This is a genomic window from Novosphingobium aquimarinum (assembly GCF_009746585.1).
GTDB lineage: Bacteria > Pseudomonadota > Alphaproteobacteria > Sphingomonadales > Sphingomonadaceae > Novosphingobium > Novosphingobium aquimarinum.
This window is the reverse complement of sequence record NZ_WRPO01000002.1, coordinates 247,193-259,783: the sequence shown is the minus strand read 5'-3', so window position 1 is coordinate 259,783 and position 12,591 is coordinate 247,193. Positions and strand designations below refer to the sequence as shown.

Genomic DNA, 12,591 nt, shown 5'->3' with positions numbered 1-12,591 from the left:
TCTAGCTCAGTTGCTTGGGAACAGGGCGAGGAGTTCGCCCAGTCGCTCGTGCAGCTCGGCGGTTTCTTCGCCTTCCGACCAGCCCAGCCGGACGATCGTGAGCAGCTGATCGGGCGATCCCACGAGATATTGTCCATGCTCGCCGCGACAGGCAAACAGCTTGTCCGAAGCGCGCGCGGGCCACAGCATGTCCTCGCCTGCGGGCCGCGGGGCATTGAGCCATAACAGGGCGCCGTAAGCGGCGTTGCGCGGGGAGGGGCGGCGCATGAATTCGATCCAGCGACGCGGCAGGATCTGCGCGCCTTTCACCGATCCGTTGCGGCGCAGGAATTCGCCCAGAACCGCCCAGTCCGGCGCATTCGCGTGGATCATGTTCGATCCGATCAGGGTGCCGGCCCGATCGTAGTCCGCGATCATCGAGGTCAGCCCGATCGGCTCGAGCACCCGATTGTCGAGATACTGCGCCACCGCGATCCGGCGGGCCTCGGGGCTGCCGTCCGGCGCCAGCGCCCGCGCGGCCAGATCGGCGAGGATCACGGGGGTGGCGGCGGAGTACGCAAAGGTTCGTCCGGCAACCGCGCGCATCGGCTGGGCTTCGGCATAGCCGGCCATGTCGTCACGCCCATCGAGGAAGAGCATGCGCTCGGTATCCGAATCCAAGCCCTGCCCCGGTTCGTCGCGGTGGCGCAAGCCCGAACGCATCTGCAGCAGCTGGCGCACGGTGATCGCGCCACGCGGGTCGCCCGAGCGCTGCCAGGCGGCGACGGGCGGGGTCTCGTCGAGCCGCAGACGCCCGTCGCTGACGAGCTGGCCGATCATCAATCCGGTGACGCATTGCGCCATCGACCAGCCCGGCAGGCGAGTCTTGGCGGTAATGCCGCTTTCATAGCGCGCGACGATCGGCTTGCCCCGCTTGAGGATGAGCAAGGCGTCGGTTCGCCCGGCCTCCTCGGCGAAGATGCGATCGATCGCGCGGCCCAGTTGATCACGCGGCGCGCCGCCGGCGTCCTCGATCGCGGCAAGCGATTCGGCGCTGGGGGGTGGGGGCGGCTCGGGCGCGTTTCCCCCGCCACATCCGGCAAGGGCTGGAAGCGCGAGCGCGGCGAGGATAGGGAACAGGAAGGGCCGGGCCATGCTGCGCGGCGTGATGGGACAGGCTTCCGAGGATGGCAACAGGCAAGACCGTGCACTACCGCGAAGGGAGGCCTTCGCGTGCGCCGCGCATTCTCATCGCGGTGGTGTTGCTCGTCGCAGTCGCGGGGCTGGCGTGGGCGGTGACCAGCTACCGCGCCCAGGCGCGCTACGAAGCGGCCAGGGCGGCGCGGCTGGCGTGCGTGTGCCGCTACGTTTCGGGGCTTCCGCTCGAGGCCTGCGAAGCCCGCATGGGCGGTGGTTCGCTGTCGTTGTCGCAGGACCCCGAGCAGCGCTCGGTCACTGCCGGGTATCCGCTGATGCCGCACCAGAGTGCCACCTATAGCGATGGGCCCGGCTGCCAGCTCCAGCCCTGGGATGAGTAGCCGCGAACGATTGGCTGCCGGGCGCTAGCTTCAGGCCGGGGTGGCGGCTTGCGTCGATTCGATCCAGCCCCCGCCCACGACCCGTTCGCCGGCATAGAGCACGGCCGCTTGCCCCGGCGCGACGCCGTATTCGGGTTCGAGGAAGCGGATCGCGGTGTCCGCACCGTCGCCCAGGGGACCTTCGAGCACGACCGGAACCGGCTTGGCCAGCGACCGCACTTTTGCGGTGAGCGGGCCTTGCGGCAGCGGGCCGATCCGGTTGGTCTCGATGATCCGCGCACGCGCGACCGCCAGCATCTGGCGCGGACCGACGCGGACAGTCGCCGTCGCCGCATCGATGCCGATGACGTAGAGCGGTTCGGGCTGCCCCCCGATCTCGAGCCCGCGGCGCTGGCCGACGGTGTAATGAATGATGCCGCGATGGTCGCCCAGGACTTCGCCGGTTTCCGCGCGCACGATCTTGCCGGGCAAGGCGCCTTCGGGGCGCAGATCGCCGACGATCCGCGCATAATCGCCATCGGGAACGAAGCAGATGTCCTGGCTGTCGGGCTTGCCGGCGACGCGCAGGCCTTCCGCCTCGGCAATCCGACGAGTTTCGGCCTTGGGCAGGCCACCCAGCGGGAAGCGCAGGAAATCGAGCTGCGCTTCGGTGGTGCCGTAAAGAAAGTAGCTTTGGTCGCGCGCCGGGTCGGTGGCGCGGTGCAGTTCAGGCCCGGCGGGTCCTGCGACGCGCTGGACGTAGTGCCCGGTCGCGAGGCAATCGGCGCCGAGATCGCGCGCCATGCGCAACAGGTCGGTGAACTTGGGTCCCATGTTGCAGCGGATGCACGGGATCGGCGTTCGCCCGGCGAGATAATCGTCGGCGAAACGCTCGACCACGTCCTCGCGGAACCGGGATTCGTGATCGAAGACATAGTGCGCGATGCCGAGACGATCGGCGACCGCGCGAGCATCGCGGATATCGTCGCCCGCGCAGCACGCGCCCTTGCGGCCCGTCGCGGCGCCATAGTCATAGAGCTGCAAGGTGATGCCGATGGTTTCCGCGCCGCTGCGCGCGGCGAGCGCCGCCACCACCGAACTGTCGACGCCGCCGGACATGGCGACCACGATCCGCCGCGCGGTGGGCGCGCCATCGAGCTGGAACAGGCTCGCAGCTTCGTCTCGGGAAAGGGCGTCAGTTTCGGTCATGGCTCGTGCCGCGCCATACAGGTGCAGCGGCGCGCCGCCAACACCCGGCCTTCGTGACGAGAAAAAGTCAATTCGTCACCATGAGGTAAACCCGTGATTTACCTGGCTTTGACCTCCTTGGGGCTATGGCCTTGATCATGGAGATTATGATCGAGTTGCAGGAGGGGCTGTTCGCCCGTCCGGAAACGGCGGGGGGGCACGTTCCCGGACCGCCGGATTGGGCCGCGCTCAGGGCCCGGCTGCTGGCCGCACGCGACGCTTCACGCGAGCTCTCGCGCGCTTCGTCGCGTCAGGCTCGCGGCAGTTTTGCAAGTGATGTAGCCTGTCAGCTGTCTGCACAGGAAGAGACTGGCGGTGCCGTTAACCCTACCAATTCAGGCAATCTCAAGTGGGAAACGGCAAAGGTCGAACCAGTCGCCGGGTACATCGGCATCGGCGGACGAGGACAGACATGATCGAGAACCAGAAAATCCGCCCGGCTCAAGTCATCGGGCCGCTCGGCGAGCCGTTGACCATCGAGTCACTGCCGCCCGCCAACACCACGCGATGGGTCGTTCGGCGCAAGGCCGAAGTGGTCGCGGCCGTCAACGGCGGCCTGCTCACGATCGATGAAGTCTGCGAACGCTATCAGCTCACGCTCGAAGAATTTGCATCGTGGCAGCGCGCCGTGGATCGGTCGGGAATGCCGGGCCTGCGCGTGACGCGCTTGCAACACTATCGCGAAAAATACGAACGCCAGCAGAAGTACTGATCCTAAGCCCCGAGCAGCAATAGATTAACGACCTGTTCTTTTCGGTCGATGCGGCTATGGTTCGCATCGGCGGCCTTTGTCTGGCCGCTGCTCGATGGTTTCGCGAGAGAGGCCAGGGCTACACGAAGAGGACTGGCAGATGATCGATTTTATCGTTGCGATTATAATGGGCGGCATCATGGGCTGGCTCGCCAGCAAAGTGATGAACCGTGATGCTTCGATGGGCATCTTCTGGAATATCGTAGTCGGCTGCATCGGCTCCATTCTCGGGCGCTTCCTGCTCGGTGGACTGATCGGCGGCGGGCACCTTCGTGGCGACGCCTTCGACTGGCGCACTCTGGTGACGTCGTTCCTCGGCGCGTTGATCCTGCTGGCGATCGTGAACCTCGTGCAGCGCGGGCGGGTTCGCTGATCCGCCGGGCCCTGTAGAAGTCGTTCGTCGATGCGTGTCGCGCCCGGGCGACTGCGCATTGCCACGGTTTGCCCGGGGGTCTATTGCACTGCGACATAACTCCGTAGCTGTTCGGGGCACTCTCCCAGTGGCCAGCAGGTACGGTCCGCAGGCATTTCCGCGGCGCCCCGCACCCGTGAGGGCGATCAAGGCCAGGTCGAATTGACGATGAACTACGAAGCGAAACTGGATATGTCCGAAGATGCCGGGAGCGTTCACGGCTATGATCCGCTGGCCGAAGACGACGCCGGCGGACGCTCCGCGCGTCGGTGGCTGTGGATCATCGTGGCTGTCATCGGCGTGGCCGTGGTCGGTCTCTGGTTCTTGTCGCGCGGCGATGACGAAGCGCAGTTCGCTGCGGCGACCGATGAACAGATTCCCGCAGTGACCGTCGTCTCGCCGGGCCGCTCGACCATTTCCGGACGGATTTCGGCAACCGGCACGATCGGTGCTCGTCGCGAGCTTCCGGTGGGCGCTTCGGGCGAAAGCGGCGCGGTCGATCGCGTGCTCGTCGATGCCGGCGACTGGGTCGGCAAGGGCGAAGTGCTCGCGGTGATCGATCGCTCGGTGCAATCGCAACAGATCGCGAGCCTGGCGGCACAAGTCGATGTCGCCCAGGCCGACGCCCGGCTGGCGCAAGCCAATCTCGACCGCGCGCTCAAGCTCGTTGATCGCGGTTTCATTTCCACGGCCGATGTCGACCGCCTCACCGCGACCCGCGATGCGCAGGCCGCGCGAGTCAAGGTTGCCAAGGCCCAGCTCGGCGAGCTCCAGGCGCGCACCCGGCGGCTCAACATCCTCGCGCCCGAGGCCGGCTATGTCCTCGAACGCAATATCGAGCCCGGGCAAGTCGTCGGGCCGGGCAGCGGCATCCTCTTCCGCATCGCCAAGGGCGGCGAGATGGAACTGCGGGCGCGCGTCAGCGAAGACGATATCGCCAAGCTTTCGGTCGGAGTGAAAGCCGAAGTTACTCCGGTCGGCTCGGGCAAGACGTTCACGGGCCAGATCTGGCAGCTTTCTCCGACGATCGACGAAACCAACCGTCAGGGCCTCGCCCGGATCGCCTTGTCCTATTCGCCCGAGCTGCGGCCCGGCGGCTTCGCCAGCGCCGAAATCGCTTCGGGCTCGATCGTCGCGCCGATGCTGCCCGAATCCGCCATTCTGAGCGACGACGATGGTTCGTTCGTCTATGTCCTGGGCAAGGACAACAAGGTCGTTCGCCGCGCCGTCAAGACCGGCATCGTCACGGCGGACGGCATCTCGGTCGTCGAAGGTCTGAACGGGTCGGAACGCGTCGTGCTGCGGGCCGGCGGTTTCCTCAATCCCGGCGACGTGATCGATCCGCAGCTCGTCCGGCCCAAGGGCTGAGCGGGCAGGGAAGACGACAGCATGCGTAACATTTCGGCATGGTCGATCCGCAACCCGATCATTCCGATCGTGTTCTTCATCGGCTTGATGATCGCGGGGCTGGTTTCGTTCAGCCGGATGGACGTGAACAACATGCCCGACGTCGAGTTTCCGGGCGTGCTCGTCCGGGTCTCGCAGCCGGGCGCCGCGCCGACCGAAATCGAGAACCAGATCACGCAGAAGATCGAATCAGCGGCGCGCGCGATCAGTGGCGTCGAGGAAATCGAATCGACCGCCTCTGAAGGCAGCTCCGTCACCTTCGTGCGCTTTGCGATCGGCAGCGACGTCGATGTCGCCACCAACGAGGTCAAGAACGCGGTCGACCAGATCCGTTCCGACTTGCCCGAGGGCATCCTCGAACCGCAAATCACCAAGGTCCAGGCAGGCGGCGGCGGCCCGATCGCATTCTTCGCGGTTCGCGCCGACGATATGACGATGGAGCAGCTCAGCTGGTTCGTCGACGACACCGTCGCCAAGCAGTTGCTCTCGATCGAAGGTCTGGCGACGGTCGACCGCAACGGCGGTGTCGATCGCGAGATTCGCGTCGTCCTCGATCCTGCGCGAATGCAGTCGCTCGGGGTGACCGCGCGCGACATCAACAATGTCCTGCGCTCGATCAACACCGATGCGGCCGGTGGCCAGGCGGAAATCGCCGGATCGCGTCAGTCGGTACGCGTGCTCGGCAATGCCCAGACCGCCTACGAGTTGTCGCAGACCCGGATCAGCCTGGGGGGCGACCGGACGGTCCGGCTCAATGACGTGGCCACCGTGTACGATGGCTATTCGGAACAGAGCCGCATCGCCAGGTTGCGCGATCGCGAGGTCGTCACCTTCGGCTTCGAACGCGCGCTCGGCGCTTCGGAAGTCACGATCTACGATTCGGCACTCAAGGTGCTCGAGAAAATCCAGGAAGAGAACCCGAACGTTCACTTCACCAAGCTGTTCTCGCAAGTCGACTACGTGAAGAAGCAGTACACCAGCTCCATGGAGATGCTGGTCGAAGGTGCCGTGCTCGCGATCGTGGTCGTCTTCCTGTTCCTGCGCGATTGGCGCGCGACTTTCATCGCCGCCATCGCCATTCCGCTTTCGGCGATCCCGACCTTCTATTTCATGGATCTGATGGGCTTCTCGCTCAACATGCTCTCGCTGCTGGCGCTCAGCCTGGTGGCCGGCGTGCTGGTCGACGACGCGATCGTCGAGATCGAGAACATCGTGCGACACATGCGCATGGGTAAGACTGCCTATCAGGCCTCGATCGATGCGGCCGACGAGATCGGCCTCGCGGTCGTGGCGACGACGTTCTCGATCGTCGCGGTGTTTCTTCCCGTCGGCCTGATGGGCGGCATTCCCGGCCAATTCTTCAAGGCCTTCGGTCTGACGGTCGTCGCTGCCGTGCTGATGAGCCTTGCCGTCGCGCGATTGATCACGCCGATGGTGGCCGCCTATTTCCTCAAGGCCCACGGCGAGGCCGAGCACGGCGAAGGCCGGGCGATGGACCTGTACATGAGGGTCCTGAACTGGACTCTCGATGCCGGCGAAGCGAGGCGGCTCAAGGCCCAATTGGTCAAGCCGCCCTTCCGCTTCTGGTACGCGGTTCTTGCCGTCCTGGTGATGCTCGCCATCCTCGGGGTCGGCGCGGCCGGAGCGTTCCTGCTGTTCCAGACCGTCAACACGGGCCTCACCGCGGCGGGCCTTGCCGAGCGCTGGGCCTTCCTGCTCGCCGCGGTCATCGCGCCTCTGGTGATCCCGGTGGCGGCGATCTTCATCGGTCGCATCGCGCGCGCCGTGATCGGTGCAGCCGGCAGCTTCGGCACCTGGTACCGCTACTTTTCGGACCGCGTCGCCGCGCGCGCGCACGATCACCGCTTCTTCGCATTCTGCGGCGGCATCTATGCACTGATACTGACGGTCGCGATGCTGGCAGGCGCGCCGCAGCAGTTTCAGCCCAACGAAAACAGCGATTCGAGCCAGATCAACATCGAGATGGTGCCGGGTACGACCATCGAACAGACCGCCGCCGTTACCAGTCGCGTGGGCGACCTGCTCGATAAGCAGCCCGAAGTCATGCAAGTGCTGGAGGCCTCGCGCGAGGGTCGCGCGACGCTCTACATCACGCTCAAACCGCCCGAAGAACGCGATAGCACCAGCATCGAGTTCGAACGTCGGCTCGCCCCCGAACTTCAGAAGTTCCCCGATGCGCGGGTCAGCTTCGCGTCGCAGTCGGGTGGTTTCGGAACGGGTCGCGATATCTCGGTCATGCTCTCGGGCAGCGATCCCGATAAGCTCCAGTCGGCCGCGCAGACGCTGGCCGAACAGATGCGCGGGATCCCGGGCGTGGTCGCGCCGCGGATCGCCGCCGACCTGAAACGGCCGGAGCTGATCGTCGTGCCCCGACTCGATCTGGCCGCGGCGCTCGGCGTGACCACGGCATCGCTGAGTTCGGCGATCCGCATCGCGACGCTGGGCGAGATCGACCAGAACGCGGCCAAGTTCTCGCTCAACGATCGCCAAGTGCCGATCCGCGTAATCCTGCCGCGCTCCTCGCGCCGCGACCTCTCGACCATCGAGAACCTGCCGGTGCCTACCGCTAGCGGGGGTTCGGTGCCGCTCAGCCGCGTCGCCGAAGTTCGCTTCGGTGCGGGCCCGACGCAGATCCAGCGCTACAACCAATCGCGCCGCATCTTCGTCGGCGCCGATCTCGGTCCGGGCCAGGTCAAGGGCCCGGTCATGGAGGCGATCCAGAAGCTGCCGATCATGGAGAACCTGCCCACCGGCGTGTCCAACGCTCCGGTCGGCGAGGACAAGTGGCAGAACGAGATGGTGAGCTCGTTCATTGTCGCCGTGATCAGCGGCATTTTCCTGGTCTTCGCGGTGCTGGTGTTGCTCTACAAGCGGTTCGTTTCGCCACTGGTCAACATGGCCTCGCTGCTGCTGGCGCCGCTCGGCGGCCTCCTGGCGCTGACGCTGATCGGCCAGCCGGTGTCGATGCCGGTCTACATCGGCATTCTCATGCTGCTGGGGATCGTCGCCAAGAACTCGATCCTGCTGATCGACTTCGCGATCGAGGAGATGGGCAAGGGCGTCGAAAAGCTGCACGCGATCGTGGATGCCGGGCACAAGCGCGCGCAGCCGATCGTGATGACCACGGTCGCGATGACCGCGGGCATGGTCCCGACCGCCGTCTCGCTGTCCGGGGACGGCGCATGGCGTGCGCCGATGGGCATCGTCGTGATTGGCGGGTTGCTGGTTTCGACCGCGCTCACCCTGGTGATCGTGCCGGCCGCGTTCAGCCTTGCCGACGGTTTCGAGAAGCGCATCGGCCCGGCACTGCGCCGTTCGCTGCTGACGTACGATCCCGAACACGCCGAGGACGATCGCCGCCGCCGCAATGGCGAGACCGCGCTTCCGGCCGAATAGCCGAACGGTGGCCGGTCTGGTCAGGCAGGGCCGAGCGCCCGTGGTTCCCGTCGACAGGGCACGCCGCATGCGCCTCGTCGCCACCGGCTTGCTGCTGCTGATGGCGATCGCCTTCGTGCTGCTGCGCCGGTTCGAAGGGCCGCATCCGATCTGGGGCTATGCGATCGCTTTCACCGAGGCGGCGATGGTCGGCGGGCTCGCGGACTGGTTCGCGGTGACGGCGCTGTTCCGCCGCCCTCTCGGGCTTCCCATTCCGCACACCGCGATCATCCCGGAAAACAAGGACCGCATCGCCGACACCATGGCGACGTTCCTGCGCGACAATTTCCTGACGCCGCAAGTGGTCGCGCGCCGGGTGGCCGGGTTCAACATCGCCGGAACCTTGTCGCAGTATCTCGCGCAGCCCGATCGCGATGGCGAGGCGCGGCTGCGGGAGGGGGCCGGCAGCCTGTTTGCCGATGTCCTTGAATCGCTGGATCCCGAACGGATCGGCGGCCAAGTGCGCGCCGGCCTGGCGCAGCAACTCGAGAAGATCGAGATCGCTCCGCTGCTCGGGCGCATGCTGGACGCGGCGATTGCCGACAAGCGCCACTTGCCGCTGATCGAAAGCGCGGCCCGTTGGGCGGGGCACACGCTCGAGGCGAACGAGGAACTAGTCCGCACGATGATCCGCGAGCGCGCCAATGCGCTGCTGCGCTGGACCGGGCTCGATGAACGCATTGCCAATTCGGTGCTCGACGGGCTCTACAAGCTGATGGCCGAGATGATCGTGATGCCCGACCATCCGCTGCGGTTGAAGATCGATTCGATGTTGCAGGAGCTCGCGTGGAAGCTCGTCCACGATCCGGTCACGCAAGAGCGGGTCGAACGCGCCAAGCGCGAAATGCTTGCCAATCCGGCGATCGGCGATTGGTGGCAGGCGGTGTGGGAACGCATTCGCCGGTCGCTGATCGATGCCGCGCGCAATCCCGATTCGGAGCTTGGCGGCCGGTTTGCCGGCATTCTGGTCGAGCTTGGCGGCGCGGTTCGCGACGATGCGCGGCTGCAGGTGCAGATCAATCGGTTTGCGCGTCGAACCCTGGTGGGCGCCGTCTCGCGTTATGGCGACGAGATCGTGCGTCTGGTATCCGAAACGGTGAAGCGCTGGGATGCGCAGACCGTGACGGGAAGGATCGAGGGGGCCGTGGGACGCGACTTGCAATTTATCCGGATCAACGGAACGCTGGTTGGGGGGCTGGTCGGCCTGGCGATCCACGGCTTGGACATGCTGCTGTGAACGCCGCGCCCTTGCTCAAGACCGAGCGCTTCGATCTGTGGAAGCCGCGCGTCTCGGACCTTGGTGGCTTGTGCCGACTGGTCGCCGACGCAGAAACGCGCCGCTATCTCGGCCACACTGGCCGCGACGAGAAATCGCAATGGGAGCGCCTTATGCGCAACGCCGGCAGCTGGGCGCTGCACGGCTACGGCACTTTCATGGTCCGCCCGCGCGGTTCGGAGGATCTGATCGCTACGTGCGGCGTATTCCATTCCTGGCGCGGCTTCGGATCCGAGATCGGCATGGACGACGTTCCCGAAGCCGGCTGGATCGTGCGGCGCGATCACTGGGGGCAAGGCGTCGCAGGCGAAGTGATGGCTACGGTGATCGCCTGGTTCGACACCGAGATCGGCCCGCGCCGGATCGGCTGCATGATCGAGGAAGGCAACGAAGCCTCGCACCGGGTCGCCGCCCGACTGGGCTTTCGCCCTTACTGCGATTACGAGGCGACCGATACCGACGAGAAGGTGATGTTGAAGCTCTACGAGCGCGTGCCGGAAGCGGATTGAGCAGGGTTCCGCCCGGCTTGTCCGAATGCGCCTGGCGGGTCGTTCGCGCCGCCCCGGAAGCGATCATCGCGCTGAGGACGATAGTTCGCGGATCATGGTATGATGAAGCGCACCGTGTTCACGTAAAACGATGGCACCGCCTGTCCGTTGGCATTGAACGCCGGTTCGAATTTGGCGCGCTTCATCAGGTTATCGCACGTCGTGCGTCCGAAGGCCTGACTTTGGGAATAGGCACGCAAAACGGCGCAGTCGCTCGGCTTTCCGCCCGCATCGACCATCAGCCGGAACATGATGATGGCCTGTTGCCCTTTGCGCAACTGTTGCGTGGGATAGTCCATCGCCGCGATCCAATGCGCCGGACTTGTTTTCGGAACGGGGTGCCGGCGGAGCGTAGCCTGTTCGGCGGGATCGAGACCCCACTGCTTGACCAGATCCACCGTGCATGCACGCAGCGCTGCGAAGGGAGCCGCCAGCGAATTGGTCGCGAGCTGCACGCTGCCCCGGCGCGTGGCGATTACGATGGAATCGGCGGCCTTCTCCATGTCCGGAGTGACCTTTGGCGCTTGTCCTTTGTCTTTGTCATTGTCTTCGTCATCCGCTTCCTCGCCCGTGATAGAAGACGTGGTCAGGAAGATGACGGCGACGTCACTGGAAGTCCTCGCCAAGACCATCTTCCCCTTGAAATCGCGGGCAGGGTAGGGGCCGAAGCGAACTTCGAGGCGATCGTTGACGGTCACGGGTTCGAGCCATTTGCTGATCAGAACCAACTGGAAGCCATCACCCGGTGCGGCCTTCTCGAAGCGAATCGCAAAGGGATCCTGCTCGGAGCCGAAGCCGCGCGCCAACGTGCAAGTCGTCGGATTCCAGTCGGCGTTCCACGGCGTGATCGGGTTGAGAACAACGGGCGCATCCGCTTGCGCAGGATGGGCTGAAAGGAGCAGCGTTGCCGCCGCCATGGCAACCGCAACAGTTCGTGTGAAATCCATCGCGGTGCTCCTGGTCAGGGCAAGCGATACGCCATTTCGAACGATCGACAAAGAAAAACCCCGGCCATCTCTGGCCGGGGTCTGCGTATTCAACAGATGTCGACGCTCTTCAGAGCTTGCTGGTCAGTTCCGGCACGGCAGAGAACAAGTCGGCGACGAGGCCGATGTCCGCCACCTGGAAGATCGGCGCGTCCTCGTCCTTGTTGATGGCGATGATGGTCTTGGAGTCCTTCATGCCGGCGAGGTGCTGGATCGCGCCCGAGATGCCGATGGCGATGTAGACTTCGGGGGCGACGATCTTGCCGGTCTGGCCGACCTGGTAGTCGTTGGGCACGTAGCCCGCGTCGACCGCGGCGCGGCTCGCGCCGACGCCTGCGCCGAGCTTGTCGGCGAGCGGCAGGATCACTTCCTCGAACGTCGGCCCGTCCTTGAGCGCGCGACCGCCCGAGACGATGATCTTGGCGCTGGTCAGTTCCGGGCGCTCGCTTTCGGCCAGTTCGGCGCCGACGAAGCTCGAAAGCCCGGCATCGCCCGTTCCCGAAACGTCTTCGATCTCGGCTGAGCCGCCGGTCGCATCGGCCTTCTCGAAGGCGGTGCCGCGCACGGTGATGACCAGCTTGGCATCGCTCGATTCGACGGTGGCGATGGCGTTGCCGGCATAGATCGGACGCGTGAAGGTCTTCTCGCCTTCGACCGACAGGATGTCGGACAGCTGCATCACGTCGAGCAGCGCGGCGACGCGCGGCGCGACGTTCTTGCCGGTGGTGGTGGCGGGAAACAGCACCGCGTCGTGATGGCCCATGAGGTCGGCCACGAGCGGGGCGACGTTCTCGGCCAAAGCGTGTTCGAAAGCGGCGTCGTCGGCGAGGTGGACCTTGCCCACGCCCGCGATCTGCGCGGCGGCTTCGGCGACAGCGCGGCAGCCCGATCCGGCGACCAGCAAGTGCACTTCACCCAGCTTGGCAGCGGCAGTCACCGTGGACAGAGTCGCGTCCTTCACCGTGGCATTGTCATGTTCGACCCAGACGAGAGTCTTCATCGGTTCGTTCC

The 12,591-nt window shown here is 65.5% G+C and carries 12 protein-coding genes; 8 read left to right on the top strand and 4 right to left on the bottom strand.

Translation table 11 applies throughout. The features are described from left to right. Positions 1-6: 6 nt before the first annotated feature. Positions 7-1,134 carry a serine hydrolase domain-containing protein gene (locus GQO94_RS03215; protein WP_156839700.1) on the bottom strand — a complete coding sequence of 376 codons (1,128 nt, stop codon included), beginning with the start codon at positions 1,132-1,134 and terminating at the stop codon, positions 7-9. 32 nt (positions 1,135-1,166) lie between these two features. Between GQO94_RS03215 and GQO94_RS03210 the strand changes: the two genes are divergently transcribed. Next, a complete protein-coding gene (locus GQO94_RS03210; protein ID WP_156839699.1) occupies positions 1,167-1,517 on the top strand; it encodes a hypothetical protein in 351 nt (116 codons plus the stop codon). 30 nt (positions 1,518-1,547) lie between these two features. Here GQO94_RS03210 and mnmA read toward each other — a convergent pair whose 3' ends face one another. After that, the gene (gene mnmA / locus GQO94_RS03205) at positions 1,548-2,705 is read right to left on the bottom strand and encodes a tRNA 2-thiouridine(34) synthase MnmA (protein ID WP_156839698.1); all 1,158 of its coding nucleotides are present in this window, start codon (positions 2,703-2,705) and stop codon (positions 1,548-1,550) included. Between the two features lie 131 nt (positions 2,706-2,836). Here mnmA and GQO94_RS03200 point away from each other — a divergent pair, with 131 nt between their 5' ends. From GQO94_RS03200 to GQO94_RS03170, 7 genes are all read left to right on the top strand, one after another. Beyond that, complete coding sequence (locus GQO94_RS03200; RefSeq protein WP_198045780.1) at positions 2,837-3,160, top strand: hypothetical protein; 324 nt, start codon at positions 2,837-2,839, stop codon at positions 3,158-3,160. Beyond that, positions 3,157-3,456 carry a CtrA inhibitor SciP gene (gene sciP, locus GQO94_RS03195; protein WP_156839696.1) on the top strand — a complete coding sequence of 100 codons (300 nt, stop codon included), beginning with the start codon at positions 3,157-3,159 and terminating at the stop codon, positions 3,454-3,456. Before GQO94_RS03200 ends, sciP begins: the two co-directional genes overlap by 4 nt. A 139-nt stretch (positions 3,457-3,595) precedes the next feature. After that, the gene (locus GQO94_RS03190; RefSeq protein ID WP_408636575.1) at positions 3,596-3,868 is read left to right on the top strand and encodes a GlsB/YeaQ/YmgE family stress response membrane protein; all 273 of its coding nucleotides are present in this window, start codon (positions 3,596-3,598) and stop codon (positions 3,866-3,868) included. Positions 3,869-4,075: 207 nt separating this feature from the next. Further along, positions 4,076-5,275, top strand: coding sequence for an efflux RND transporter periplasmic adaptor subunit (locus GQO94_RS03185; protein ID WP_156839695.1), 1,200 nt, complete (start codon positions 4,076-4,078; stop codon positions 5,273-5,275). Positions 5,276-5,296: 21 nt separating this feature from the next. Beyond that, positions 5,297-8,731 carry an efflux RND transporter permease subunit gene (locus GQO94_RS03180; RefSeq protein ID WP_156839694.1) on the top strand — a complete coding sequence of 1,145 codons (3,435 nt, stop codon included), beginning with the start codon at positions 5,297-5,299 and terminating at the stop codon, positions 8,729-8,731. 67 nt (positions 8,732-8,798) lie between these two features. Continuing rightward, on the top strand, positions 8,799-10,007 hold the full coding sequence (locus GQO94_RS03175) for a DUF445 domain-containing protein (RefSeq protein ID WP_156839693.1): 1,209 nt from the start codon (positions 8,799-8,801) through the stop codon (positions 10,005-10,007). Then, positions 10,004-10,555 carry a GNAT family N-acetyltransferase gene (locus tag GQO94_RS03170; RefSeq protein WP_156839692.1) on the top strand — a complete coding sequence of 184 codons (552 nt, stop codon included), beginning with the start codon at positions 10,004-10,006 and terminating at the stop codon, positions 10,553-10,555. Before GQO94_RS03175 ends, GQO94_RS03170 begins: the two co-directional genes overlap by 4 nt. Positions 10,556-10,647: 92 nt before the next feature. On the opposite strand, the gene GQO94_RS03165 is transcribed toward GQO94_RS03170, so the two are convergent. Both GQO94_RS03165 and GQO94_RS03160 read right to left on the bottom strand, forming a co-directional pair. Continuing rightward, positions 10,648-11,634: an energy transducer TonB gene (locus GQO94_RS03165; protein WP_156839691.1), complete on the bottom strand. Its 987-nt coding sequence runs from the start codon at positions 11,632-11,634 to the stop codon at positions 10,648-10,650. Positions 11,635-11,650: 16 nt separating this feature from the next. Further along, on the bottom strand, positions 11,651-12,580 hold the full coding sequence (locus GQO94_RS03160) for an electron transfer flavoprotein subunit alpha/FixB family protein (protein WP_156839690.1): 930 nt from the start codon (positions 12,578-12,580) through the stop codon (positions 11,651-11,653). Positions 12,581-12,591: the final 11 nt, after the last annotated feature.